Here is a 25,001-nt window from a genome sequence, read left to right on the forward strand (position 1 = left end):
TCCGGCCGCCACCAAAGCTTCACAGCAATCCTCTGGCGCCGCCCCCACCTGCGGTTTTCAATGGTCCGCACCATGTCATTGCTTCGAGCCCTGATGCGCACCGCACGGAGGGTCCGCACCGCCCCGCGGATCGCCCACGGACTGCCGCCCGACCAGGCGGTTCTGCTCGACGCGCCCGATGAACGGCTCAGTCCTGCCCTCGTGGCGGCAGCGTTCGGGGAGTGGGAACCGGCCGCCAAACTGCTCGCGACCACACGGGAATCAGCCGATTGGGAGGACCGGGACCGCTACGTTCTGCGGCTCGCCGCCTTCGCCCTGAACCGGGACGAATGGCTCACCTCCTGGCTCGCCGTCGCGCCCCGCGACCCGGACGCGCTGGTCCTCAAGGCGGAGCTGGCCGTCCGCCGGGCCTGGGAGTCACCGGCGCGCGCCGAGCGGCTGCGCGAGGTCGGCCCGCTGCTGGACGCGGCGGCGGAGGGAGACCCGGACGATCCGGTGCCGTGGCGGATCGCCCTGGACCACGCGCGCGGGACGCATGCCACGCACACGGCCTTCGAATCGTTGTGGGAGCAGGCCGTCCGCCGCTCGTCGCACCACTACGGATGCCACGTCGCGGCCCTGCAGTACCTGTCCGCCCAGTGGTACGGCTCGCACCGCGAGTGCTTCGACTTCGCCGAGCAGGCGGCGGCCGACGCGCTGCCCGGTTCCCTGGTGCAGGCGCTGCCGGTGCGGGCGGCCTTCGCGCAACTGCTGAGCGGGGACACCAATTCCGTCCAGGACGACCGGATCGACGCGGCGGCCGATCTCGCGGTCGCCCTCTCGGCGGACTACGAGCCCGGCGACCCGTGGCCCGCGGAGGTCCGCAACCTGACGGCGTACGTGCTGGCGGGGCGGCAGCGCTGGGAACCCGCGCTGGAGCAGTTCCGGCTCATCGGGCCGTATGCCACATCCTTCCCGTGGAACCACCTCTCGGACGATCCGCTCGGCCGGTTCCTCGACGCACGGGACGCGGTACGGCTGCAGATCGCTTCCGCGAGACCTCTGCGGGCAAGGGCCGGACGGAGCGGGTCCGCGGACCATTAGGCTTGACCGTTGTGACCACCGCACGTCTCCCCCTCTTCCCGCTCAACTCGGTGCTGTTCCCGGGTCTCGTCCTGCCCCTGAACGTGTTCGAGGAGCGCTATCGCGCCCTCATGCGCGAACTGCTGAAGACGGACGAGTCCGAGCCGCGCCGCTTCGCCGTGGTCGCCATCCGCGACGGCCGCGAGGTCGCGCCGACGCTGCCCGGGATGCCGGACCAGACCGCTCTGCCCGAGCGTGGCCCCACGGCGGGCTTCGGCGACGATCCCGTCCAGGCCTTCCACCCCGTGGGCTGCATCGCCGACGCCGCCACCATCCGTGAGCGCGACGACGGCAGCTTCGAGGTGCTCGCCACCGGTACGACCCGGATCCGGCTGCTCTCGGTCGACGCGAACGGCCCGTTTCTGACGGCCGAGGTGGAAGAGCTCCCGGAAGAGACCGGGGAGGGCGCGGGAGCGCTCGCCGAGGGTGTGCTGCGGGCCTTCCGCAGCTACCAGAAGCGGCTGGCGGGTGCCCGTGAGCGCTCGCTGTCCACGGGAGCGGATCTGCCCGACGAGCCGTCGGTGGTGTCCTATCTGGTCGCGGCGGCGGCCGTGCTGGACACCCCCGCGAAGCAGCGGCTCCTGGAGGCGAAGGACACCGCGGCGCGGCTGCGCGAGGAACTGACGCTGCTGCGCGCGGAGACCGCGGTGATCCGGCATCTTCCGTCGCTGCCCGCGGTCGATCTGACGCGGGCACCGACGAGCCCCAACTGAACAGGAGCCCCTCGACGTGGCGAAGAAGCCCAGGAAGCCGGGCGGCACACCCGCGACGGTCGCGCTGACCGCGGCGGGCACGGAGTTCACCGTGCACGAGTACGCCCATGACCCGGCGTCCGCGTCGTACGGGGAGGAGGCGGCCGAGGCGCTCGGTGTCTCCCCCGACCGGGTCTTCAAGACGCTCGTCGCGGACGTCGACGGCGAACTGACGGTCGCGGTGGTGCCGGTGGCGGGCAAGCTGGATCTCAAGGCCCTGGCCACGGCGGTCGGCGGCAAACGCGCGACGATGGCGGACCCGGCGGCGGCGGAACGCACGACGGGCTACGTCCGTGGCGGGATCTCGCCGCTGGGCCAGCGCAAGCGCCTGCCCACCGTGCTGGACGAGTCGGCGGCCGGCCACCCCACGATCTGTGTCTCGGCGGGCCGCCGCGGCCTGGAGGTCGAGCTCTCCCCGTCGGACCTGGCGGCCCTCACCTCCGCGGTGCTGGCACCGATCGGCCGCGCGTAGGGGCTCGACGGCAGGGGCCGCCTCGACTAGGACCATCCGTACGCGGAAGTCCGATGTGGAGGTACAGCCTCATGTCCAAACGCACCCGCAAGCGCAAGTGGCGCACCCGCAAGTCCAACCACGGCCACCGCCCGGCGTGACGGCCGCGCCCGTGCCGCGGAGGGTGGCCCTCACGGCTGTCCGCTCGCGGCGCGGGTGCGCCGCGGCATCAACCGGGTGAGCAGCCGCAGATCGAGTCCCGGGGCAGGAGCCCCGGCCGGGACCGGGTGACCGGCCCGGGTCAGGCGCCGTGCCGCGGGCCGGACTGCGGACCGTGCCGAGGACCGTCCTGCGGACCGTGCTGAGGACCGTCCTGCGGGCCGTGTTGCGAGCCGTCCCGGGGACCGTAGGCATCCCACTCCGGCTCCACGTCCCGTGGGCCGAACAGCGCCGTCAGTGCCAGGTGGACCACCATCGCCGCCACCGGCCACGCCAGGAATGCCCCGTACGCGTTCAGCTCCAGCGGCGCGTCGAACACGACCCCCTTGCCGACCTCGCGGGCGTGGGCGACCACGTCGTCCGTGGGGCCGAACCACATACCGATGCCCCAGGCCAGCAGTGAGCCGAGCAGGCCGCCGACCGCGAGCGACACCACCAGCGCGATTCCGCCGCGCCTGCGCAGCAGGAAGAGCACCGCCGCGCTCACCGCGCCGAAGGCGAGTGCGAGCAGGGCAAACGTTCCGTCTGCTCCCATCGCCTCTTCGCCCTCGGTGTCCCGCAGGAACACCGCCTTGCCGTCGGAGATCAGCGGCACCCGGGGGGCCAGCCACAGCCACAGCAGCCCCAGCGCCACGCCCGCGACCGCCACCGCGACCAGCACCACGGCGCTGTCCCGCAGATCCGTCCTCAGGTCCGGGTCGTCGGGGTGCGCCCCCTCGTGCCCCTCGGCCCCGTGGTGCGGGTACGCGGGTACGGGACCGGTCGGCGGCGTCTGCCACGGATCGTTCGGGGAGGGCTGATGCGGCGGTGTCAGCGGTGCAGTCACACCGCCATCGTGCCAAACGTGTTCGTCCGGCGCCTCACCGGACCGCCGCCCGCCGGTACGCCCACGTCGCGACCGTCAGCGAAACGACGCCCACCAGCGCGCAGACGGCGAGGTCGAGCGCCACGACGGCCCAGTCGGGGCTCGCCTCGAAGGTCCTGGCAAGGGCCTCGACGCCGTACGTCGACGGCAGCAGATCACGCGCGTACGAGATCGGCCCCGGCAGCCGGTCCGCCGGCAGCACTCCCAGCAGCAGCGCGGCCGACATGCCCAACTGGCCGAGCAGTGTGGCGAATTCCTGGCGCGGTGCGAGCAGGCCGAGCGCCGCGCCGAGCCCGGCGAGCGCGGCCCCGCTCAGCGGGATCACCGCCACGAGCACCCACAGATGCGTCATGGGCAGCTGGAACAGCACGCTGCCGGTGACGGCGGTGACGATCGTGCCGGGCACGGTGAAGGAGGCGTACGCGCCGGCCGCCCCGAGCACCACGGCCGCGGGCGGCACCGGCAGGGTCGCATAGTGGTCCAGACCACCGGTGGCCCGCAGCTGCCCGAAGTACTGGGCGAGCAGATTCAGCGCGACGAACGCGACGACGAGGACCGAGGAGCCGGCGACGACGGCACGCGCCTCGGCACCGCCGTCCACGACCCCGCGCATCAGGACCATGATCCCGACGGACTGGAACGTCGCCACGAAGAGGAGCGGGATCCTGGCCACCCGTGCCCGCGACAGCTGCGCGCGGTACACGGCACCGAGGGCCGGCAGCAGCCGGGCCCGTGGTGCGAGCGGCGCGGCGGGTTCGGCCGCCGCGCTGTGGACCCTGATCTGTCCGGTTTTCCCGGACACCGCCTCCGCGGGAACGATGCTCACGCTTTGACCAGCCCCTTCGTCGCGTTCCCCCCGAGCGCCAAGTACACGTCCTCCAGGCTGGGCGTCGTCAGCGTGAAGTCGTCGAGTGCGGCGAACGCCGCTCCCCCCGTCACAGCGGCGACCGCGGCCCGCGCCTCGTCGGGCGCCAGTCGCAGCACCCAGCGGCGCCCCGACTGCTGCGCGGAGCCGTGCAGCGCGGCGACCTCGGGCACGTCCAGCGGCGCCCGGTCCCGCCACACCAGCTCGACCCGCACCTCACCCGCGACCCGTTCCTTCAGCCCGCCCGGGGTGTCGCAGGCGATCACCCGGCCGCGCTCCAGGACGGCGACACGGTCGAGGACGGTCTCCGCCTCGATCACGTTATGAGTTACGAGCACGACCGTCGTTCCGTTCACGGCGCGGCGCCGGTCGACGGCCGCCCACACCGCGCGGCGCGCGACGGGGTCCATACCGGTCGTCGGCTCGTCCAGAACCAGCAGCGGGCGCTCACCGACCAGCGTGGCGGCGAAGCAGGCCAGTCGGCGCTGCCCGCCGGACAGCTTCTTCAGCGGCCGCCCGGCGAGCGCCGTCAGCCCGAGCTCCTCCAGGACGGAGTCCCGCTCGGCCCGCGCGTCCCGGGTGGTCAGTCCGCGCAGCCGCCCGGTCGTCTCGGCGGCCAGCGCGACGGTCAGCTCGTCCAGCGCCGTGGACTCCTGCCCGAGGTACCCGACGAGCCGCGCGGCCCGCTCCGGGTGGCGTACGAGATCGTGGCCGAGCACCTCGACGCTGCCCGAGTCGGGCCGCATCAGACCGGTCAGCTGGCGTACGAGGGTGGACTTGCCGGCGCCGTTCGGGCCGAGGAGACCGAAGATCTCACCGCCCCGGACCTCCAGGCTGATCCCGTCGGTGGCCCTCACCTCGGGCGTCGCGGGAACCCCCCGCCGGGCGCGCACGGCGGGGTACGTCTTGACCAGTCGCCGCACCACGCACACCGTACTCACGAGGTACGAGACTACGGGGTCGCCGGGGCTACTCCCCGGCCGGGGCGTGTTCCGCCGCCGCCCGGACGTCGATCTCCCGCCAGAATCCGGCCCGGATCGCATAGCGGTCGTGTTCGTCGATCTGGTCGTCCTTATGGGCCAGCAGACCGAAACGTGCTGCGTAGCGCAGCAGTTCTCCGTCGATGCGGTGCGGGATCCGCGGGTACATCGTCGACAGCTTCTGCACATGGCCGGCCTCCGGCAGTCGCGCCATCCAGCGCCGGGCGAACACCTGACCGACCTCGAAGGGGTCGCCGCCGACCGTCGTGATGTCCTCCTCGCGGTCGGCCCAGCGCTGCTCGGCGCTGGTGAGCTGAGCCAGCGTCGGCAGCGAGGCCGTCTCCGGCGGCTCGCCCAGCGCACCGCCGGCCCGCTCGACCCAGCCCTTGTCCGAGGACCAGCGCAGGGTGGCGTTCGCGGGGTGGTGCGGGGGGTGCGGTCCGGGAGCCCGCAGACTCGCCAGGTCCTTCGGCGTGGGCACGCCCTTGGAGGAGGCGGCGGGGGCGGGAGGGGCCGCGGCGCCGTTGTCGGTGGGCTCGGGCGGCGCGCCGTTGCGTGCGGCCTCGGCGGCCCGCTCCTGGGAGGCGGCGAGCGCCGACTCGGGCAGGGGCGCCGACAGGATCGCCGCGATCTCCGGCCGCGGGACGGGCGGCGGCGCGCAGACGCCGGTGAGCTCCTTGGCCCGTACGGCCCGGGTGATCCAGGCGCGGTCGAGCACCCGCCGCTCATCGGCCTCGGCGACCAGGTCCTCGGACTGGTTGTAGTCGCCGTCGGCGGCCTGCACCGCCCACAGGTGCACGGCCACGCCGTGCTCCTTGGCGGACATCAGACCGGGCAGCAGATCTCCGTCGCCGGTCACCAGGACCACGTCGGAGCATGCGCGATTTCTGGCCAGTTCGGTGAGCTCGGCGTGCATGGCCGCATCCACGCCCTTCTGAGCCCAGCGTCCGTCGCTGCGGGTCAGTGCGCCGAGGCGGACCGTCACCCGGGGCATCACGCGCAGCCGGCGGTGTTCGGGCTGCGGCACGCGGTCGGGGGCTCCGTCGAACCAGTAGATACGCAACAGCGGGCGCTCGGTATCGGCTTCGGCGAGTTCGCGAAGGCCTTGAATAAGTGCGGAATGGTCGACAGTGATCCGGGAACGTGCCGGTTCCCCGGCAAGCAGGCTCGCGGCGGCGCCCAGCAGATATCCGGCGTCAACCAGGACAACGCAGCGGTCCACGCGTTCCACCTTCTTTCGGGAACTTCGGGAACTTCGGAATAAGAAAAGGGTCCGGACCGGAAAAGGGTTCCGGACCGGGGATTCTTGCGGGTTTCCTTCGAGTCTGCCCGACCACATGAGGCTTAACGGCCGGAACTCGATCATCGGCGTGGCGGATCCCGTGTCAAGGCCTGTGACATGGGGTCTTTACCCACCGCTATGATCCAAAATGCGGCGTATCGTCCTATATGTGAGTCTGATCGCGGCCCTGGCCCCTAGATCCCAGTGGAGGCACACCATGGCCAAGAACAAGAATCGCAAGGGCAGCCAACAGGAGCGCGCGGCGTCCCCGGCGGAGCGTGGCACCGAACAGGCGAAGACGACCGCCTACGAGTCCCAGTCCCGCCCGCAGACGCAGGCTCAGGGCAGCCCGGCGGACGTTGCCCGTAAACATCAGCGGCGCTTCGGTCACAACTGACCGGCCCGCATCCAGCGGAAGGGGCGCGCCCGTGACGACGGGCGCGCCCCTTCCGGGTGTTCGGGCACGATGGCCCGGATGCGGTGTCAGCCCGCCAGACAGGACGGGCCGAGCAGCACCTTGAGGTCGCCGAACAGGGCCGGGTCCGCCTGCACACGGTGCCGGTCGAGCCGCAGCACCGTCGTCTTGCGCGGCCCCTGAAGCTTGATCCGTACCTCGGTGTTGCCCTTGTGATGGCTGAGGATCTCCCCGAGCCTGCTCACCATCGGCGGGGTCACCTTCACCGTGGGGATGGTGACGACGACCGGGGCGTTGGTGCCCGCGGACGACAGATCGGGAACCATCAGTTCCATGGCGACGAGCCGCGGAATGTCCTCGCGCTTGTCGAGCCGTCCCTTGACGAAGACGACCGTGTCCTCGACGAGCTGGGTGGACACCAGCTGGTAGGTCGCGGGGAAGAACATGCACTCGATGGAACCGGCCAGGTCCTCGACGGTCGCGATGGCCCAGGCGTTGCCCTGCTTGGTCATCTTGCGCTGGAGGCCGGAGATGATGCCGCCGATGGTGACGACCGCGCCGTCCGCGTGCTCGCCGCCGGTGAGCTGGGAGATCGCCGCGTCCGTCTTGTCGCTGAGGACATGCTCGATACCGAAGAGCGGGTGGTCCGAGACGTACAGCCCGAGCATCTCGCGCTCCTGGGCGAGCAGATAGGACTTGTCCCACTCGATGTCGGAGAACTCCACGTCGAGACCGAAGCCGGGCTCGGAACTGTCGTCCGCGTCGCCCATGCCGCCGAAGAGGTCGAACTGCCCCTCGGCCTCCTTGCGCTTGACCGCCACCACGTTGTCGATCATCGGCTCGTGGTGGGCGACGAGGCCCTTGCGGGTGTGGCCCATCTCGTCGAAGGCGCCGGCCTTGATGAGGGACTCCACGGTCCGCTTGTTGCAGACGACCGCCTCGACCTTGTCGAGGAAGTCGGGGAACGTCGTGTACTTCCCCTTGGCCTTGCGGGAGCGGATGATCGACTCGACCACGTTCGTCCCGACGTTGCGGACGGCGGACAGGCCGAAGAGGATCACGTCGTCGCCCTGCGCGGCGAAGTTCGACTGGGACTCGTTCACATTGGGCGGCAGCACCTTGATGCCCATGCGGCGGCACTCGTTGAGGTAGACCGCGGACTTGTCCTTGTCGTCCTTGACCGAGGTGAGCAGCGCGGCCATGTACTCGGCGGGGTAGTTCGCCTTGAGGTACGCGGTCCAGTAGGTGACCAGGCCGTAGGCCGAGGAGTGCGCCTTGTTGAACGCGTATCCGGCGAAGGGGACCAGGACGTCCCACAGCGCCTGGATCGCCTCGTCGGAGTACTTGTTCTTGCGGGCCCCCTCCTGGAACAGGACGAAGTTCTTCGCCAGTTCCTCGGGCTTCTTCTTGCCCATCACACGACGGAGGATGTCGGCCTCGCCGAGGGAGTACCCGGCGATGATCTGGGCGGCCTTCTGGACCTGCTCCTGATAGACGATCAGGCCGTAGGTGACGCCGAGGACCTCCTTGAGAGGCTCCTCCAACTCCGGGTGGATCGGCGTGATCTCCTGCTGCGCGTTCTTGCGGAGCGCGTAGTTCGTGTGGGAGTTCATGCCCATCGGGCCCGGGCGGTACAGGGCCGAGACGGCGGAAATGTCCTCGAAGTTGTCGGGCTTCATCAGCCGCAGCAGCGAGCGCATCGGGCCGCCGTCGAACTGGAAGACACCCAGCGTGTCACCGCGGCACAGCAGTTCGTACGTCGTCGGGTCGTCCAGCGGGAGAGCGAGCATCTCCAGGTCGATGCCCTTGTTGGCCTTCACCATCTTGATGGCGTCGTCCATGATCGTGAGGTTGCGCAGGCCGAGGAAGTCCATCTTCAGCAGGCCGAGCGACTCGCACTGCGGGTAGTCCCACTGCGTGATGGTCACACCGTCGGTGTGCCGCACCCAGATCGGCGCGTGGTCGACGATGGGCTCGCTGGACATGATGACGCCGGCGGCGTGCACACCCATCTGCCGGACCAGGCCCTCGACGCCCTTGGCGGTGTCGATGACCTTCTTCACGTCCGGTTCGTTCTCGTACATCCCGCGGATCTCGCCGGCCTCGCTGTAGCGGGGGTGCGAGGTGTCGGTGATGCCGGACAGATCGATGCCCTTGCCGAGGACGTCCGCCGGCATCGCCTTGGTGAGCCGGTCGCCCATCGCGTACGGATAGCCGAGGACCCGGGCGGAGTCCTTGATGGCGTTCTTCGCCTTGATCTTGCCGTAGGTGCCGATCATGGCGACCTTGTCGGCGCCGTACTTCTCGGTCACGTACCGGATCACCTCGACGCGCCTGCGCTCGTCGAAGTCGATGTCGACATCGGGCATGGACACGCGCTCGGGGTTGAGGAAGCGCTCGAAGATCAGTCCGTGCTCGATCGGGTCGAGGTCGGTGATGCCCATGGCGTACGCCACGATCGAGCCGGCCGCGGAGCCTCGGCCGGGGCCGACCGCGATGCCGTTGTTCTTGGCCCACATGATGAAGTCGGCGACCACGAGGAAGTATCCGGGGAACCCCATCTGGATGATGACGTCCATCTCGTACTCCGCCTGCTTCTGGCGGTCGGCGGGGACGCCGGAGGGATAGCGGCGCTCCATGCCGCGCCGCACCTCCTCCTGGAACCAGGTGACCTCGGTGAAGCCGTCGGGGATCTCGAACTTCGGCATGAGGTTCTTGGCCTCGAACATGCCGGTCGTGTCGATCTGCTGGGCGACCAGGAGGGTGTTGGCGCACCCCTCCTGCCAGGCGTCCGAGGAGTCCACCGCGTACATCTCGTCGGTGGACTTGAGGTAGTAGCCGGTGCCGTCGAAGCGGAAGCGGTCCGGGTCCGAGAGATTCTTGCCGGTCTGGATGCACAGCAGCGCGTCGTGCGCCGTCGCCTCGTGGGAGTAGGTGTAGTGCGAGTCGTTGGTGACGAGCGGCGGGATGCCGAGCTTCTTGCCGATCTCCAGCAGCCCGTCACGGACCCGGCGCTCGATCTCGATGCCGTGGTCCATCAGTTCCAGGAAGTACCGGTCCTTGCCGAAGATGTCCTGGTACTCCGCCGCCGACTTCAGCGCCTCGTCGAACTGGCCGAGCCGCAGCCGGGTCTGGAGCTCGCCGGACGGGCAGCCGGTCGAGGCGATCAGCCCCTCGGACCACTGGGCGATGGTCTCCTTGTCCATCCGCGGCCACTTCTGGAGCCAGCCCTCGGCGTACGCGTCGGAGGAGAGCCGGAAGAGGTTGTGCAGTCCGGTCCTGTTCGCCGCCCAGATCGTCTTGTGCGTGTAACCACCGGAACCGGAGACGTCGTCGCGCTTCTGGTGCGGCTGTCCCCACTGGATCTTGCGCTTGTTCCGCCGGGACTCCGGGGCCACATACGCCTCGATGCCGATGATCGGAGTGACGTCGGCCTTCTTCGCCGAGTGGAAGAAGTCGTACGCCCCGTGGAGGTTGCCGTGGTCCGTCATCGCGATGTGCGACATGCCCATTTCGTTGCACGCGTCGAACATGTCCTTCAGCCGCGCGGCACCGTCCAGCAGCGAGTACTGGGTGTGCACATGCAGGTGCGTGAACGGCGGCTTGGTCACGGCGGGGGCCTCCGGGGAACGGCGAGTGGCGGGTAACGGACGGTCTGGGGGGACAGCGTGGAAGTCTACGACTCTCCACTGACAATCGCGGGGCACTCCCGAGTACCTTCGAGCGTTGGAGGGGCGGAAGCACTGTCCCATTTGTCATGCACCAGGAGGCACCCAGCGATGTCGGTACCGCACACCGCCGAGGTCACGGCCGAACAGCGCGGTGAGCAGATCCTCGCCGTATTCGGGACCGCCTTCGGCGAGCTCCTGGCCGCCGATCCGGCCGCCTTCCGGGTCAAGTTCCGGAAGATGGCGGCCTCCGCGTTCGCCTTCTACCGCGGCACCGCCTGCCTCTTCTACCACGACCTCGAGCGGGAACAGCACGGCGGTCCCTACCTGGACGAGCGCACCGGCAGGGTGTGGATCCACGGCGATCTGCACGCCGAGAACTTCGGCACGTACATGGACGCCAACGGCCGGCTGATCTTCAACGTCAACGACTTCGACGAGGCCTATGTCGGCCCGTTCACCTGGGACCTGAAGCGGCTGGCCGCGTCCCTGGCCCTGATCGGCTACACCAAGGCCCTCAGCGACGAGCAGATCACCGAGCTGGTGCGGATCTACGCCGCCGCCTACCGCGAGCGCATCCACGCCCTGGCAGCCGGCGCCAAGAACGACGAGGTGCCGCCCTTCACGCTGGACACCGCCGAGGGCCCGCTGCTGGACGCGCTGCGCGTGGCCCGCTCGCTGACCCGCTTCGGCCTGCTCGACTCGATGACGGAGATCCGGGACTTCGAGCGCCGCTTCGCCTCCGGCGGGGGCACGATCGAGCTGGACGCGGCGACCCGGTACAAGGTGCTGGCGGCCTTCGACGGCTATCTGGAGACGCTGCCCGAGTCCAGCCTGACCCGCCCCGACTCCTACCGGGTCAAGGACGTGGTCGGCCGGCGCGGCATCGGCATCGGCTCCGCCGGCCTCCCCTCGTACAACATCCTGCTGGAGGGCAACAGTGACGCCCTCGAGAACGACGTCGTGATCTACATGAAGCAGGCGCAGACCCCGGCGGTCTCCCGGCACATCGACGACCCGTCGGTGCGGGAGTACTTCCAGCACGAGGGTCACCGCACGGTGATCTCGCAGCGCGCGCTCCAGGACCACGCCGATCCGTGGCTGGGCTGGACCGAGCTCGACGGCGCCGGCCAGCTGGTCGCCGAGGTCTCGCCGTACGCGGTGGACCTGGACTGGTCGGACATCGACGACCCGGAGGAGATCGCGGCGGTCGTCGCGGACCTCGGCCGGGCCACCGCCACGATGCACGGGGCCGCCGACGACGAGAGCGGTCACTCGCTGGTGCCGTTCTCGACCGAGCGGGCCATCGACGCGGCGATCGCGGCGGACGAGGACGGTTTCGCCGATCTGCTGGTCGACTTCGCGCACAGCTACGGCTCCCGGGCGCGCAGGGACCACCAGATCTTCGTGGACCTGTTCCGCAACGGCCGGATCCCCGGTCTGTAGCCGGTCCGTCCGGCGACCGGATCCGTTAAGAACCCTCTCAGGGAGCCATGGGAGACTCCCCGGTGATGAATCTGTCGGGTGTGCAGCTCAGGGGGCTGCGGGCAGCGATCTTCACGGCACTGGTCGTGACGCTGTCCGCCGCCTCCCATGTGCTGCTCTCCCGCTCCCCGCTCCCGTGGACGACCCTCGCCGGGATGTCGGCGCTGGTCTTCGGCGTCGCCTATCTGCTGTCCGGGCAGGAGCGCGGCTTCTGGCGGATCGCGGGCCTGCTCGTCCCCCTGGAGCTGGCCGCGGACACCGTCTTCACCGCCGGCCAGGACGTCTGTTACGGCCCGGGCGGCGGACCGGTCGCCGGTTCGCTGCGCACGGTCGGCTTCGACGTGCTCTGCGGCGGCAGTGTGGGCAGCGGGCTGCCGGGGGTGGCCGCGGCCGACCCGGGCGCGGCGAACCTGCTGCACTCCGCCGACCCCGCCGTGCCCTGGCTGCTGCTCGCCGCTCATGTCTCGGTCGGCCTGCTCGCCGCGGCCTGGCTGCGGCGCGGCGAGTCCGCGCTGGCCGGCCTCGTACGGGCGGTCGGCGCCTTCGCGTTCCGGCCACTGCTGCTGGCCGTCGCCGCGGTGGGGGCGGCGGACGGATCCGCGGGAACCGTCGCCCGGCGCGCACCGGTCCGGGCGGCGCGGGCCCGCGCACGGCTGCTGGTGCATTCCGTCGGACGGAGGGGACCGCCGAGCTCGGCCGCGGTACTCGCCTGAGCCCACAGTCCCCTTCCGGATTCCCGGACTTCCCGGTACCGAGATACCCCGGTACGTCCCGGTTTCCGTGTCCCCGGCGTTTCCCCGTATCCGCGGATACGACATCCCACGGAGTGAACAACCATGAGTGCACGTAACAGCCAGGCCAACAAGGCGGCGGCCCGCGAGCGGCTGCGCCAGGAGCGCGAGCGCCAGGCCAAGAAGGACAAGACCCGCCGCCAGCTCATCGTCATCGGCTCGACGATCGTGGTCCTCGCGATCGCGGGCGGCGCCGGATACGCCGTGATGCAGGCCAACAAGCCGGATCACTGGGAGTCGGTGAAGGACGAGAAGACCGTGACCGCGCCCAAGAACACCGAGGGCACGAACGGCACGACCGTCGTCATCGGCAAGCCGGCCGCGAAGAAGACGCTGGAGCTGTACGAGGACTCCCGCTGCCCGGTCTGCGCGAGCTTCGAGCAGGCGGTCGGCGAGACGGTCACCAAGGACGTCGCCGACGGCAAGTACAAGCTCAAGTACGTCGGCGCCACCTTCATCGACAACGCCGACCAGGGCGAGGGTTCGAAGAACGCGCTGAGCGCGCTCGGCGCCGCACTCCAGGTGAGCCCCGATGCCTTCACGGCGTACAAGGCCGCTCTGTACTCGTCGAAGTTCCACCCCGAGGAGAGCCAGGACAAGTTCGCCAAGGACTCCTACCTCCTGGAGGTCGCCGACTCCGTCCCGGCGCTCAAGTCCAACGCCGAGTTCAAGAAGAACGTCGAGGACGGGACGTTCGACGCGTGGGCGATGAAGATGTCCGCGACGTTCGACAAGAGCGGTGTCGGCGGTACGCCGACGCTGAAGATGGACGGCAAGAAGATCACGGCGGAGGGCACCGACAACCCGCCGATGACCGTGGAGCAGTTCCGGACCTCGCTCGACAAGGTGCTCAAGGGCTGATCCGCGCGGCTTCACGGCCCGCCCCGCAGGCCCGGTGACCGAAAGGTCCCGGGCGGGCGGGCGGCCGCCAGGGAACGCGCCGGTTGACCGTTCCGGATGGGCGGGCGAACTTTGACAGTTCGCTCGCCCATTCGCCTTACCGGTCAGTAGTCTGATCGGCCGTGACCAGTCGAACCCCGTCAACTCCCAGCCGCCGCACGGTCGTCAAGGCCGCTGCCGCCACTGCTGTCGTCGCTGCGCCCGCCATAGCGGTCGCCGCCTCCGCCTCCGCCTCCGCGGCCACCGCCGCCCTGGCTCCGGCCTTTCTGCACGGCCTCGCCTCCGGTGACCCTCTGCCCGACGGCGTACTGCTGTGGACACGCATCACCCCCACACCTGAGTCCCTCCCGGGCTCGGACAAGGGCCCCGACACCGCGGTCGGTTGGGAGGTCGCGGAGGACAGCGCCTTCACCAAGGTCGTCGCCCGTGGCGCCACCACGTCGACGGCCGAGACGGACCACACCGTCAAGGCGGACGTGAGGGGCCTGCGCCCGGCGACCGTCTACTGGTTCCGTTTCACCGCCGGGACCACCGTGTCCGCCGTGGGCCGCACCCGTACCGCTCCGGCCACCGACGCCGCGACGTCGGGGGTGCGCTTCGGTGTGGTCTCCTGCGCCAACTGGGAGGCCGGCTACTTCTCCGCCTACCGGCACCTGGCCGCCCGCGCCGACCTGGACGCGATTCTCCATCTCGGCGACTACATCTACGAGTACGCGGCGGGCGGTTACCCGGAAGAGCAGTACGGCGTACGGCAGCACTCGCCCCGCCACGAGATCCTCACGCTCGCCGACTACCGGCTCCGCCACGCCACCTACAAGACGGACCCGGACCTCCAGGCGCTGCACGCCGCGCACCCCGTGGTCGCGATCTGGGACGACCACGAGATCGCCAACGACGCCTGGTCCGGCGGCGCCGAGAACCACACCCCGGGCACCGAGGGCGACTACGCGGCCCGCGCGGCCGCCGCCCGCCGGGCGTACTTCGAGTGGATGCCCGTGCGCGCCTCCACCGAGGGCACGGTCTACCGCAGGCTCCGCTTCGGCAAGCTGGCGGATCTGCATCTGCTGGATCTGCGGTCCTTCCGCTCGCAGCAGTCGTCGATCGGCAACGGCGGTGTGGACGACCCGGACCGCACCATCACCGGCCGTGCCCAGCTGGACTGGCTGAAGGCCGGGCTGGCCGGGTCCGACGCGGCGTGGAAGCTGGTCGGCACCTCGGTGATGATCTCGCCGGTCGCCTTCGGAGCGCTGCCGGCCCATCTGCTGGAGCCCATCGCGGAGTTGCTCGGTCTGCCCAAGGGCGGCCTGGCCATCAACGTCGACCAGTGGGACGGCTACACCGACGACCGCCGGGAGCTGCTGGCGCACCTCACGCAGCGCGGGATCAAGAACACGGTCTTCCTCACCGGTGACATCCACATGGCATGGGCCAACGACGTGCCGGTCAAGGCCGCGACGTACCCGCTGTCCCCGTCCGCCGCGACCGAGTTCGTCGTGACGTCGGTGACCTCGGACAACCTGGACGACATCCTCCATGTCGCACCGGGGACCGTCTCCGTCGTCGCGCAGGCGGCGGTCAGGGCCGCCAACCGCCATGTGAAGTGGCTGGACATGGACAGCCACGGCTACGGCGTCCTCGACGTGACCGCCGAGCGCTCGCAGATGGACTACTACGTGCTGTCCGACAAGAAGAAGCGCGAGGCGACCGCCACGTGGGCCCGGTCGTACCGGACGCTGAACGGCACGCAGAAGGTCGAGCGGGTGAACCAGCCGGTGCGCTGAGGCACTCGGCCCGCCGGTCCCCGCGGCCCGGGAACCAACGGGTGAAGAAAGAACCCTGTGCGGGTGTGATGACGCAGAGCTGCTCTAACCTGACGCCATGCATGCGCCGGGGGACGTGATCGACGGGCGGTTCGAGCTGATCGAGCCGCTGGGCAGTGGCGGTATGGGCACGGTGTGGCGGGCTCGCGACACCGTGCTCCACCGCGAAGTCGCCCTGAAGGCGGTGCGGTCGGAGGCCGGGACCTCCGGCGCCGTGCGGGAGCGGGTGCTCCGCGAGGCCCGGGCACTCGCCCGGCTCAGCCACCCGCATGTGGTGACGATCCATCACATCGTGGACGGCGAACCGCATCCGTGGATCGTGATGGAGCTGGTGCGGGGCACCACGCTCCAGGACCGGCTCGGCCGTGGTCCCCTCGCACCCGTGGAGGCGGCGCGCATCGGCCGTCAGGTGCTCTCGGCGCTGCGCGCCGCCCACGCGGCGGGCATTCAGCACCGCGATGTGAAGCCCGCCAATGTGCTGCTGCGGGACGGCCCCGGGGGCGGGGCCGTGCTCACCGACTTCGGTATCGCCGCGCTCCAGGGCTCGGCCTCGCTCACGGCCACCGGTGAACTCATCGGTTCCCCCGAGTACATCGCCCCCGAGCGCATCCGCGGCCGGGACGACGATCCGGCCTCCGACCTGTGGTCGCTGGGGCTGGTGCTCTACGTGTCCGTCGAAGGGCTGAGCCCGCTGCGCAGGGGGACGACCCTGGCCACGCTCGCCGCCGTGCTGGACGAGGACGTACCGCCGCCGGTGCGCTCCGGTCCGCTCGCACCGGTACTGCGGGCCCTGCTCGTACGCGACCCGGCGGGCCGCCCCGACGCGCGGCAACTGGACGCCATGCTGGCGCAGGTGGAGTCCGGCATGCTGCCGCACTGGGCCGGCCCGACGATGACGGCGACCGCGCCGCCCCCGGTGATGCCGGGCCCGGTACCTCCCGTCCCCACCCAGCTGGACAGTCCGCGGCCGACGGTCCCGCAGCCGCCGCCGTTGCCGGACCGGACGAGCAGTAAACCTCGCGGGGCCGTCGTCGCCGCTGTGATCGCGGTGGCGGTGGCGATCACCGCCGCGACCGCTCTGGTGCTCGTCCTGCGGGACCAGGGCAAGGACAACGCGGGCGGCCAGGGCGGCCCGACCGGGTCCACCGCGTCGACGCCGGCAGCGACGACGAGCGATCCAGGGCCCACGCCGAGCCCCAGCCCCACCCCGTCACCCACGCCGACGCCCACGCCCACTCCGACGCCGAGCAGCCCCGACGAGTCCTCGGACCCGCCCCGTCCGCCGGCCACCGGCGGCTGGATCGCCCAGCTCTACTCCGAGCCCCTCGGCACCGGCACCGCCGCACGTGACGTACGCCTCGCGAAGGTCCGCGCCACCGTGCCCGAGGCCGTCTTCGTCCGCAGCGACGACTACGCCTCGCTGCGCCCGGGGTTCTGGGTCATCTACGCACCCGGCCCCTTCGCGGACGGCCGGGCGGCACTGGCCTTCTGCGCCGAACGCGGCAGGACGTCACCGAGCACCTGCATCGGGCGCTATCTGAGCACGAGTTCGGCCGACTACGGCCTCCAGTGCCGCCCCACGGCGGCCGGCGCCTCGGGCCGCTGCACCCGGCCCTGAGCCCGCCCCCGAACATGGCCGGACCCCAACACCCGTCCTACGGCGTGCCGTCCAGGGATGCGAGGAAGGCGAGAGCGACCCGCCAGGTCTGCTCGGCGGCGTCCTCGTCGTAGTCGGGCAGGTCCGGGTCGGTGTAGAGATGCCCGGCGCCCGCGTAGCGGTAGACCTCGACATCGGCTCCGGCCCTCCCCATCCCGAGATACCAGGCGGTCAGCCAGTCGTGCGGCTCGAAGGGGTCGGGGTCCGCGACATGCAGCTGCACCGGCAGGTCGTCGACCGCCGCGTTCTCCGCGATGTCGGAGGTGCCGTGCATCAGCAGCAGCCCGCGGGCCTTCTCGTCGCCGAGCGCCAGCGTCTGCGCGACGGAGGCGCCGAGCGAGAAGCCGGCGTAGACGAGACCCCGGTCCGAGCGGGGCGCCGCGGCGAGAACCGCCCTTTTGAGCAGTTCGTCCTTTCCGATCCCGTCCTGGAAGGCCATGCCCTCCTCGGTGCTCCCGAAGGTCCTGCCCTCGAAGAGATCCGGGGTCCAGACCGTGTGACCTGCGGCTTCCAGGCGCTCGGCGGCCTGGCGCACACCGTGACGAAGGCCATACGTCGAATGGAAAAGCATGATGTCCATGCCGTCAGGTTACGTTCGTGGGCATGGAGAACGTGCTGCGCCCGTTGATCGTCATCGGTGGCTCGGTCGTCCTCACGCTGTTCGTGGGATGGCTGGTCGACCTGCTGCTGCGCCGAGAGGACACCCGCCACACCGAGACCCCGCTGTGGGGTCTGCTGCGGCGGTGCCGCCTGCCCCTGCAGGTCGTCCTGTGCACGGCGATCCTGAGAGCCACCTACCGCCAGGCGCAGATCGAGAGCATCCGCGAACACCACCGGGGCATCGGCCAGGTGCTGACCCTGGTGCTGATCGGCGCCTCCGCCTGGCTCGTCGTGCGCATCGCGACGGCCATCGTCGAGTCCACCTACACCCGTTACGCCGCGGCCACCCGCGACCCGGCCCGGGTACGCCGGGTGCGCACCCAGGTGACCCTCATCCAGCGGGTCGTCATCGCCGTGGTCGGTGTGGTGGCCTTCGCGGCGATGCTGCTGACCTTCCCCGCCATGCGCGCCGTCGGGACCTCGATGCTGGCGTCGGCGGGTGTCCTCGGCATCGTCGCCGGTGTCGCCGCCCAGTCGACGCTGGGCAACCTGTTCGCGGGACTCCAGATCGCGTTCGGCGACATGGTGCGCATCGGCGACACCGTGGTGGTGGACGGCGAGTGGGGAACGGTCGAGGAGATCACGCTCACCTTCCTCGCCGTCCGGACCTGGGACGAGCGCCGGATCACCATGCCTGTGTCGTACTTCACCAGCAAGCCGTTCGAGAACTGGTCCCGCGGCGGTGTGCAGATGACCGGCACCGTCTTCTTCCATCTGGACCACTCCACACCGGTGCCGGAGATGCGCGAGAAGCTCCGTGACGTCCTGCGCGAGTGCCCGGCCTGGGACGGCCGCGACTGGTCGCTCGCCGTCACGGACACCACGCCGTCGACGATCCAGGTACGCGCGGTGATGACCGCGAAGGACGCGGACGACATCTGGACCGTGCGGTGCGCGGTGCGCGAGCAGCTGATCGCCTGGCTGTCCGACCAGCATCCGTACGCGCTGCCGCGGATCGCCACCGCCCACGCCGTGGAGCGGGAGGAGAAGCCGGCCGAGCTCACCCAGGACCAGATCGCGCCGGAGGAAGGCACTCCACGGACCGGCCGCGGCTGACCCACGGGGTGTCCGCGATGCACAGAAACCCCGGCTCTCATCCGAGCGCCGGCGCCGGGCGTCCCGGCCCTCAGTGGCCGCGCTCGGCGCCGCCGTTGACCTGGATGACCTGGGCCGTGATGTGGCCGGCCGCCGACGAGGCGAGCCAGCGCAGGGTCTGCGCCACATCGCCGGGGTGACCGATCCGCCCGGTCGCGGTCTCCGCGACCAGGGCGCTTCGGCGCTCCTCGGGGAAGTCACCGCCGCCGAAGAACTCGGTCTCCTCGACGAACCCCGGCGCGACGACGTTGACCGTGATCCCGCGCGGTCCGAGTTCGCGGGCGAGCTTGAAGGCGTACGGATGCAGCGCGGCCTTGGCTGCCGCATACGGCGCGAGGCCGGACCCCCGGTACGCCGCGATCGAGCTGAGGAACAGCACCCGGCCCCCGGGGGTGGCCAGATGGCCGCGGGTGGCCTCGGTGAGCAGGGCGGCCGTGAGGGTGTTGAGCCGGAAGTTCAGGGTCCAGTCGCGGGCGACGGCCTCCAGCGGGTCGTCGTCGTACGCGGAACGCTGCTCCAGACGTCCGTTGCCGCCCGCGCTGTGCACGAGGACGTCGACGGTGCCGTACTCGCGCTCCGTGAACTCCGCGGCCTCCCGGGCGCCGCGCGGTTCGCTGAGGTCGACCGCGCAGTAGCGGGAGCCCGGGATCTGCTCGGCCGCCCGCGCGAGGACCTCCTCGCGCCGCCCGAGCAGCACCACCTGCTCCCCGTCGGCGGCGAATGCCTCCGCCGCCGCGAATCCGATTCCCGTCCCGCCGCCACTGATCACCACGGTGCGCGCCATGCTCCGGATCCTACGAGCCCGCGGCGCTCAGCGGAGGCTGCGTACATCCAGGTGGCGCAGCACCCGGTCGACGATCTCTGGATCGGCTCCGGGCTCGTTGCGCGCCGACAGCACTTCGTGGCGGGCCGCCGACATCATCTCGCGCTGGATGCGCTGGACCATCTTCAGCCGGTCGAGCCGCTTGGTGTACCACTCGCGCCGCTCGTCCTCGACGATGTCGGGGCTGATCCGTGCCCCGATCTCGTAGGCCCTGCGCAGCAGCCGCTCACTGATCTCCTCCGGCAGCTCCTCGCTGTCCTCGATCTCGCGCAGCCGGTGCTTGGCCGCCTTGGCGGCGCGCAGGGCGAGCCCGTGCTCCAGTGCCCGCTCGGCGTCCGAGTCGGCCTGCACCCCGAGGCGCTTGACCAGCCAGGGCAGCGTGAGCCCCTGGAACACCAGGGTGGAGATGATCACCGAGAACGCGATGAAGATGATCTGGTCCCGGCCGGGGAAGGCCTCGCCGCTGTCCGTGGTGAGCGGGATGGCGAGGGCCAGCGCGACGGTCGCCACTCCCCGCATGCCGGCCCACCACATGACGACGGTCTCGCGCCAGCCGACCGGGATCTCCTCGTCGAGGTCGCGTTTGTCGTGCAGGCGCTTGGCCAGCCAGGTCGCCGGCAGGAGATAGAGCAGCCGTACGCCCACGACGACCGCGCTGATCGCGGCGCCCCAGCCGAGCATCTCCCACAGCCGCGCCTCGGCCGTGCCGAAGACGTTGTGCAGCTCCAGGCCGATCAGGCCGAAGGCGACGCCGGTCACCAGGGTGTCGACGATGTCCCAGAAGGTGTTGCCGGCCAGCCGGCCGGTCACGTCGTCGGCGTCCGCCGTGTGCTCGGCGAGGAAGAGCGCGGTGGTGAGGACGGCGAGGACGCCGGAGCCGTGCAGTTCCTCGGCGAGCACATAGCTCGCGAAGGGCACCAGCAGCGACAGGCCGATCTGCAGGGTGGCGTCGCCGAGGTAGCTCATCAGCTTGTTGGAGAGCCAGCCGAGCGCGAGCCCGACCGCGACCGCGACGACGGCGGACAGCACGAGCTCCCCGGCGGCCGCGGGCCAGGAGAACGTTCCGCTGACCGCGGCGGCGATCGCCACGTGGTAGAGCACGATCGCGGTGACGTCGTTGAAGAGTCCCTCGCCCTCCAGGATGGACACGAGGCGGCGCGGCAGCCCCAGCCGGCCGGCGACCGCGGTGGCGGCGACCGGATCGGGCGGGGCGACCAGCGCACCGAGCGCCACGGCCGCGGCGAGGGGCAGTCCGGGGACGAGCGTGGTCGCGACGGCCGCGACGGCGGCCATCGTCACGAACACCAGGGCCACGGCGAGCAGCATGATCGGCCGGACGTTGGCCGCGAACTGGCGCCAGGAGGTGCGCTGCACCGTCGCGTAGAGCAGCGGCGGCAACACCAGCGGCAGGATGAAGTCGGGCGGGATCTCGACGTTGGGCACGAACGGGATGAAGGCCAGCGCGATGCCCGCCAGCGTCATCAGCACGGGTGCCGGAAGATCGAACTTGTCCCCCAGCGGTACGGTCACCACGGCCCCGAGCAACAGCGCGAGTACCAGCGCCAGTTGGTCCACGGTGCGAGAGCCTCCTGTTCGAGGACGGGAAATCCGGGGCGGCCTACAAGGGGCGGCGCATCGCCCGGTGGCCTATCCCCGCGTCCCAGAACTCCTCGCCGTACGCCACATACCCCAGGCGCTCGTAGAAACCGAGCGCGTGCGTCTGGGAATGCAGGTCCACCGCCATGAGGCCGAGCTCTCGCGCCGCGTCCTCGATGGCGTGCACCAGCGCCACTCCGACGCCCAGGCCCCGTGCGGCGGGTGTCACCGCGAGCCGGCCCAGCGAGCCGACCGACGGGTCGCCGCCGGTCCGGTCCGCGGCGGCCGGCCCGTGCAGCAGCCGGCCGGTGCCGAGCGGGGTCCCGTCGTCGGCCGTGGCCAGCACGTGCACGGTGCCGGTGCCGATCTCGTCGAAGTTGTCGTACTCGATGTCCGCGGGGACCCGCTGCTCGACGACGAACACGTCCTTGCGGACCGCGAAGCAGGCCTCACGATCGGCGGGCCCGTCGGCGACCCGCACCCGGAACCCGGTCGTCACGCGCTCTCCGCCGCGATCTTGTCGAGGGCCTGCTGGAGGTCGTCGGGGTAGGTGCTCTCGAACTCCACCCACTGCCCGTCGGCGGGGTGCTCGAAGCCGAGGCGGACGGCGTGCAGCCACTGCCGGGTAAGCCCGAGGCGCTTGGCCATAGTGGGGTCGGCGCCGTAGGTCAGGTCGCCCACGCACGGGTGCCGGTGGGCGGCCATGTGCACCCGGATCTGGTGCGTACGCCCGGTCTCCAGCTTGATGTCGAGCAGGGAGGCGGCCCGGAAGGCCTCCATCAGGTCGTAGTGCGTCACCGACGGCTTGCCCTCCGCCGTCACCGCCCACTTGTAGTCGTGGTTCGGGTGGCGCCCGATGGGAGCGTCGATGGTCCCGCTCATCGGGTCCGGGTGTCCCTGCACCAGCGCGTGGTAGCGCTTGTCCACGGTCCGCTCCCGGAACTGCTGCTTGAGCAGGGTGTACGCCCGCTCCGACTTGGCGACGACCATCAGTCCGGAGGTGCCGACGTCCAGCCGGTGCACGATGCCCTGGCGCTCGGCGGCGCCGGAGGTCGAGATCCGGTAGCCGGCGGCCGCGAGACCGCCGATCACGGTCGTCCCGGTCCAGCCGGGGCTCGGGTGGGCGGCGACACCGACGGGCTTCATGATCACGACGATGTCGTCGTCGTCGTGGACGATCTCCATGCCCTCGACCGGTTCGGCCACGATCTGGACGGGCGCGGGCGCCTGCGGCATCTCCACCTCGAGCCACGCCCCGCCGTGCACCCGCTCGGACTTACCGACCACCGAGCCGTCGACCTGCACCTTTCCGGCAGCGGCGAGCTCGGCCGCCTTGGTGCGGGAAAACCCGAACATCCGGGAGATGGCGGCGTCGACGCGCTCGCCCTCGAGGCCATCGGGTACGGGCAGGGTGCGGATCTCGGGAAGCGTACTCACCCGTCGAGTATGCCTTGTCAGTCCTTGTGGACGGTCCCGTCGGGGTCCAGCCCCCGGAAGGAGAGGATCACGATGAGGATGCCGCCGCAGACGATCGCGGAGTCGGCGAGGTTGAAGACGGCGAAGTGCGCGGGCGCGATGAAGTCCACGACCGCACCCTTGAAGACGCCGGGAGAGCGGAAGATCCGGTCGGTGAGATTGCCGAGCGCACCACCGAGCAGCAGGCCGAGGGCGATGGCCCAGGGCATGCTGTAGAGCTTGCGCGCCAGCCGGGCGATCACGATGATCACCGCGGCCGCGATGACGGTGAAGATCACGGTGAAGGCCTCGCCGATACCGAAGGCCGCACCCGCGTTCCGTACCGCCTCGAACTTCAGCAGATCACCGATGACCTCGATCGGCTCGTGGTGCTCGAGCTTCGCCACCACGATCATCTTGGTGACGAGGTCGAGCAGGTACGCCACCACGGCCACACCGAAGAGCACGGCGATCTTCCGCCTGCGCCGGGGCGGCTCGGCGGGCGCCGCAGCTTCGTCGGCTCCTGCTGAATCCGGCGTACCGATGATGCGCTCCGCCTCTGCCACGTGAGTCCCTCAACCTAGGTGCCTGACTGAGCACGAGGGTACGGCACCCACCTGCCGCGCTCAGACCCGCCGTTCCTGCTTCTGCTTGCACTCCACGCACAGGGTCGCGCGCGGGAACGCCTGCATGCGGGCCTTGCCGATGGGGTTGCCGCAGTTCTCGCAGAGACCGTAGGTGCCGGCGTCGAGCCGCTGGAGCGCGCGCTCTGTCTGCTCCAGCATCTCCCGGGCGTTGGCGGCGAGCGCCAACTCGTGCTCGCGCGTGATGTTCTTGCTCCCGGTGTCGGCGTCGTCGTCGCCGGCGCCGTCCCCGGAGTCCCGCATGAGGCCCGCCAGCGCCGCCTCGGACGTGGTCAGCTCGGCGTTCAGCCGGACCACCTCGCCCTCCAGCTCGGCCCGTGCCTCGGCGACCTCTTCCGGCGTCCACGGGTCCTCGCCGGGCCGTACGGCCAGCTCTCCGGGTGCGGCCGTCACGGGTGCCCCGGGCACCGCCGTGGCGCTGTTGCCGGCTCCCGCCGTGGTCTTCTTCGCTCCCACCGTCCTGGCTCCTGTCTGCTGTGCGGCCTCGGCCGCCCCCTTGGCCGCCGGTGCGGCCTTCCTTGCGGCCTTCGCGGCCATGGCCTTCTTCGCAGGTGCCTTCTTCACCGGCGCCTTCGCCGCCGGTGAGGCGGCCGTCTCCTCCACGGCCTTCGTCCTGTCCGCGGCGGTCTTCCTCGCCGTGGTCCTGCCGCCCGCCGGCTTCCTGGCGGACGTCTTCCCGGCCGCTGCCTCGGCGGCAGCCGCCCTCTTCGTGGCGGGAGCCTTCTTGGCAGGGGCGCTCTTGTCCGCCCCGGCCGCCTTTCCGGCCGCCGCCTTCTTCGCGTTCGCCTTCTTCACGGCTGTCTTGTTCGCGGTCGCCGTCTTCTTCGCGGTCGCCTTCTTCGCGGTCGTCCTCTTCGCCGTGGCCTTGTCCTCGGGTGCCGCGGCCTGGTTCATGACGGTGCTCTTCTTCCCGCTCCCGCCCTTGGCCGCCGCCTCAGCGGCGGTGGATCTGCTGGACGCCGATTTCCTCTCGGCAGTCTTCTTCGCCACCATGGCCGCGGCCCCTTCACATATTGTGATCTTGCACGCGAATCGTGCTGGGACGATAAATCGACCCCAGCTCCGCAGCAAACGGGGCACACCGCCGCGCGGGCCCGCCCCGGCCTGCGGTGAGACGAACCTGCATCGGTTGTGCCCAGCTCCCCGCCGGGTAATCCGCGTAATCCGCCGACATCGGGCCGCCGGGAGCCGCTCGGGCGGGAGTGGCCATTCGGGTCACGCGAGGGACCCCGCGACGACGCCCCCGAAAACCGGTCGGACGCGCCTCGCGGCGGCCCGTACACTGGGCGGAGCGAAAGGCTTGGATGGGGACGAGTAGCGTCGTACGCAGCCATGAGCGACCCGGGGACGGTGAGAGCCCGGGGGCGAGCGCGAAGTGAAGGATCACCCCGGAGCTGCCGGAAGAAAGCCGTGAGGCGAGTAGACCCGGCGTCGCGACCCCAATGAGGGGGCGGTG

General features: G+C 70.8%; 22 protein-coding genes. 10 read left to right on the forward strand and 12 right to left on the reverse strand.

Features of this window, described 5'->3' with window-relative positions:
• Positions 1–60: 60 nt before the first annotated feature.
• The 3 genes from ACQPWZ_RS09275 to ybaK are packed head-to-tail and all read left to right on the forward strand — an operon-like array spanning position 61 to position 2,346.
• Positions 61–1,083, forward strand: coding sequence for a hypothetical protein (locus ACQPWZ_RS09275; protein ID WP_340472583.1), 1,023 nt, complete (start codon positions 61–63; stop codon positions 1,081–1,083).
• A gap of 11 nt (positions 1,084–1,094) precedes the next feature.
• Complete coding sequence (locus ACQPWZ_RS09280) at positions 1,095–1,835, forward strand: LON peptidase substrate-binding domain-containing protein (protein ID WP_433571090.1); 741 nt, start codon at positions 1,095–1,097, stop codon at positions 1,833–1,835.
• 16 nt (positions 1,836–1,851) lie between these two features.
• Positions 1,852–2,346 carry a Cys-tRNA(Pro) deacylase gene (gene ybaK / locus ACQPWZ_RS09285; protein WP_383245463.1) on the forward strand — a complete coding sequence of 165 codons (495 nt, stop codon included), beginning with the start codon at positions 1,852–1,854 and terminating at the stop codon, positions 2,344–2,346.
• 280 nt (positions 2,347–2,626) lie between these two features.
• On the opposite strand, the gene ACQPWZ_RS09290 is transcribed toward ybaK, so the two are convergent.
• The 4 genes from ACQPWZ_RS09290 to ACQPWZ_RS09305 are packed head-to-tail and all read right to left on the reverse strand — an operon-like array spanning position 2,627 to position 6,476.
• Entirely contained in the window at positions 2,627–3,370 is a 744-nt protein-coding gene (locus tag ACQPWZ_RS09290) for a hypothetical protein (RefSeq protein ID WP_433571091.1), read from the reverse strand.
• A gap of 34 nt (positions 3,371–3,404) precedes the next feature.
• Entirely contained in the window at positions 3,405–4,235 is an 831-nt protein-coding gene (locus ACQPWZ_RS09295; protein WP_433571092.1) for an ABC transporter permease, read from the reverse strand.
• Entirely contained in the window at positions 4,232–5,206 is a 975-nt protein-coding gene (locus tag ACQPWZ_RS09300; protein ID WP_433573793.1) for an ABC transporter ATP-binding protein, read from the reverse strand. Before ACQPWZ_RS09300 ends, ACQPWZ_RS09295 begins: the two co-directional genes overlap by 4 nt.
• Positions 5,207–5,243: 37 nt before the next feature.
• A complete protein-coding gene (locus tag ACQPWZ_RS09305) occupies positions 5,244–6,476 on the reverse strand; it encodes an NYN domain-containing protein (RefSeq protein ID WP_327684747.1) in 1,233 nt (410 codons plus the stop codon).
• 277 nt (positions 6,477–6,753) lie between these two features.
• Between ACQPWZ_RS09305 and ACQPWZ_RS09310 the strand changes: the two genes are divergently transcribed.
• Positions 6,754–6,933: a hypothetical protein gene (locus tag ACQPWZ_RS09310; RefSeq protein WP_340472588.1), complete on the forward strand. Its 180-nt coding sequence runs from the start codon at positions 6,754–6,756 to the stop codon at positions 6,931–6,933.
• 86 nt (positions 6,934–7,019) lie between these two features.
• Here ACQPWZ_RS09310 and dnaE read toward each other — a convergent pair whose 3' ends face one another.
• The gene (gene dnaE / locus ACQPWZ_RS09315) at positions 7,020–10,562 is read right to left on the reverse strand and encodes a DNA polymerase III subunit alpha (protein ID WP_340472589.1); all 3,543 of its coding nucleotides are present in this window, start codon (positions 10,560–10,562) and stop codon (positions 7,020–7,022) included.
• A gap of 168 nt (positions 10,563–10,730) precedes the next feature.
• Here dnaE and ACQPWZ_RS09320 point away from each other — a divergent pair, with 168 nt between their 5' ends.
• From ACQPWZ_RS09320 to ACQPWZ_RS09340, 5 genes are all read left to right on the forward strand, one after another.
• Complete coding sequence (locus tag ACQPWZ_RS09320) at positions 10,731–12,065, forward strand: DUF2252 domain-containing protein (protein WP_356699225.1); 1,335 nt, start codon at positions 10,731–10,733, stop codon at positions 12,063–12,065.
• Positions 12,066–12,130: 65 nt separating this feature from the next.
• Positions 12,131–12,817, forward strand: a complete 687-nt coding sequence (locus tag ACQPWZ_RS09325) for a hypothetical protein (protein ID WP_433573794.1) — start codon at positions 12,131–12,133, stop codon at positions 12,815–12,817.
• 123 nt (positions 12,818–12,940) lie between these two features.
• Positions 12,941–13,756, forward strand: a complete 816-nt coding sequence (locus ACQPWZ_RS09330; protein ID WP_340472591.1) for a DsbA family protein — start codon at positions 12,941–12,943, stop codon at positions 13,754–13,756.
• A 161-nt stretch (positions 13,757–13,917) separates the two neighbouring features.
• Entirely contained in the window at positions 13,918–15,576 is a 1,659-nt protein-coding gene (locus ACQPWZ_RS09335; RefSeq protein WP_433571093.1) for an alkaline phosphatase D family protein, read from the forward strand.
• 97 nt (positions 15,577–15,673) lie between these two features.
• Positions 15,674–17,233 (forward strand): serine/threonine-protein kinase, encoded by a 1,560-nt coding sequence (locus ACQPWZ_RS09340; protein ID WP_433571094.1) that lies wholly within the window; start codon positions 15,674–15,676, stop codon positions 17,231–17,233.
• A 37-nt stretch (positions 17,234–17,270) separates the two neighbouring features.
• Here the strand turns inward: ACQPWZ_RS09340 and ACQPWZ_RS09345 are convergent, their stop codons facing one another.
• Positions 17,271–17,852 (reverse strand): dienelactone hydrolase family protein, encoded by a 582-nt coding sequence (locus ACQPWZ_RS09345; RefSeq protein WP_340472594.1) that lies wholly within the window; start codon positions 17,850–17,852, stop codon positions 17,271–17,273.
• Between the two features lie 23 nt (positions 17,853–17,875).
• On the opposite strand from ACQPWZ_RS09345, the gene ACQPWZ_RS09350 reads away from it, so the two are divergent.
• On the forward strand, positions 17,876–18,988 hold the full coding sequence (locus ACQPWZ_RS09350; RefSeq protein ID WP_340472595.1) for a mechanosensitive ion channel family protein: 1,113 nt from the start codon (positions 17,876–17,878) through the stop codon (positions 18,986–18,988).
• Between the two features lie 70 nt (positions 18,989–19,058).
• On the opposite strand, the gene ACQPWZ_RS09355 is transcribed toward ACQPWZ_RS09350, so the two are convergent.
• The 6 genes from ACQPWZ_RS09355 to ACQPWZ_RS09380 are packed head-to-tail and all read right to left on the reverse strand — an operon-like array spanning position 19,059 to position 24,538.
• On the reverse strand, positions 19,059–19,811 hold the full coding sequence (locus ACQPWZ_RS09355; protein ID WP_340472596.1) for an SDR family NAD(P)-dependent oxidoreductase: 753 nt from the start codon (positions 19,809–19,811) through the stop codon (positions 19,059–19,061).
• 27 nt (positions 19,812–19,838) lie between these two features.
• The gene (locus ACQPWZ_RS09360; RefSeq protein ID WP_340472597.1) at positions 19,839–21,425 is read right to left on the reverse strand and encodes a Na+/H+ antiporter; all 1,587 of its coding nucleotides are present in this window, start codon (positions 21,423–21,425) and stop codon (positions 19,839–19,841) included.
• Positions 21,426–21,468: 43 nt separating this feature from the next.
• Positions 21,469–21,945: a GNAT family N-acetyltransferase gene (locus ACQPWZ_RS09365; RefSeq protein WP_433571095.1), complete on the reverse strand. Its 477-nt coding sequence runs from the start codon at positions 21,943–21,945 to the stop codon at positions 21,469–21,471.
• Entirely contained in the window at positions 21,942–22,883 is a 942-nt protein-coding gene (locus ACQPWZ_RS09370; protein ID WP_313946881.1) for an RluA family pseudouridine synthase, read from the reverse strand. Before ACQPWZ_RS09370 ends, ACQPWZ_RS09365 begins: the two co-directional genes overlap by 4 nt.
• 17 nt (positions 22,884–22,900) lie before the next feature.
• Positions 22,901–23,467, reverse strand: a complete 567-nt coding sequence (lspA, locus tag ACQPWZ_RS09375; RefSeq protein WP_340472599.1) for a signal peptidase II — start codon at positions 23,465–23,467, stop codon at positions 22,901–22,903.
• A 60-nt stretch (positions 23,468–23,527) separates the two neighbouring features.
• Positions 23,528–24,538, reverse strand: a complete 1,011-nt coding sequence (locus ACQPWZ_RS09380) for a TraR/DksA family transcriptional regulator (RefSeq protein WP_340472600.1) — start codon at positions 24,536–24,538, stop codon at positions 23,528–23,530.
• Positions 24,539–25,001: the final 463 nt, after the last annotated feature.

The organism is Streptomyces sp. CA-251247, assembly GCF_050952975.1.
GTDB classification, from domain to species: Bacteria; Actinomycetota; Actinomycetes; order Streptomycetales; family Streptomycetaceae; genus Streptomyces; species Streptomyces achmelvichensis.

Coding starts and splice junctions, on each gene's coding strand:
- ACQPWZ_RS09275 (WP_340472583.1), top strand. CDS start 61: ATGGTCCGCACCATGTCATTGCTTCGAGCCCTGATGCGCACCGCACGG.
- ACQPWZ_RS09310 (WP_340472588.1), top strand. CDS start 6,754: ATGGCCAAGAACAAGAATCGCAAGGGCAGCCAACAGGAGCGCGCGGCG.
- ACQPWZ_RS09320 (WP_356699225.1), top strand. CDS start 10,731: ATGTCGGTACCGCACACCGCCGAGGTCACGGCCGAACAGCGCGGTGAG.
- ACQPWZ_RS09325 (WP_433573794.1), top strand. CDS start 12,131: ATGAATCTGTCGGGTGTGCAGCTCAGGGGGCTGCGGGCAGCGATCTTC.
- ACQPWZ_RS09330 (WP_340472591.1), top strand. CDS start 12,941: ATGAGTGCACGTAACAGCCAGGCCAACAAGGCGGCGGCCCGCGAGCGG.
- ACQPWZ_RS09340 (WP_433571094.1), top strand. CDS start 15,674: ATGCATGCGCCGGGGGACGTGATCGACGGGCGGTTCGAGCTGATCGAG.
- ACQPWZ_RS09345 (WP_340472594.1), bottom strand. CDS start 17,852: ATGGACATCATGCTTTTCCATTCGACGTATGGCCTTCGTCACGGTGTG.
- ACQPWZ_RS09350 (WP_340472595.1), top strand. CDS start 17,876: ATGGAGAACGTGCTGCGCCCGTTGATCGTCATCGGTGGCTCGGTCGTC.
- ACQPWZ_RS09355 (WP_340472596.1), bottom strand. CDS start 19,811: ATGGCGCGCACCGTGGTGATCAGTGGCGGCGGGACGGGAATCGGATTC.
- ACQPWZ_RS09380 (WP_340472600.1), bottom strand. CDS start 24,538: ATGGTGGCGAAGAAGACTGCCGAGAGGAAATCGGCGTCCAGCAGATCC.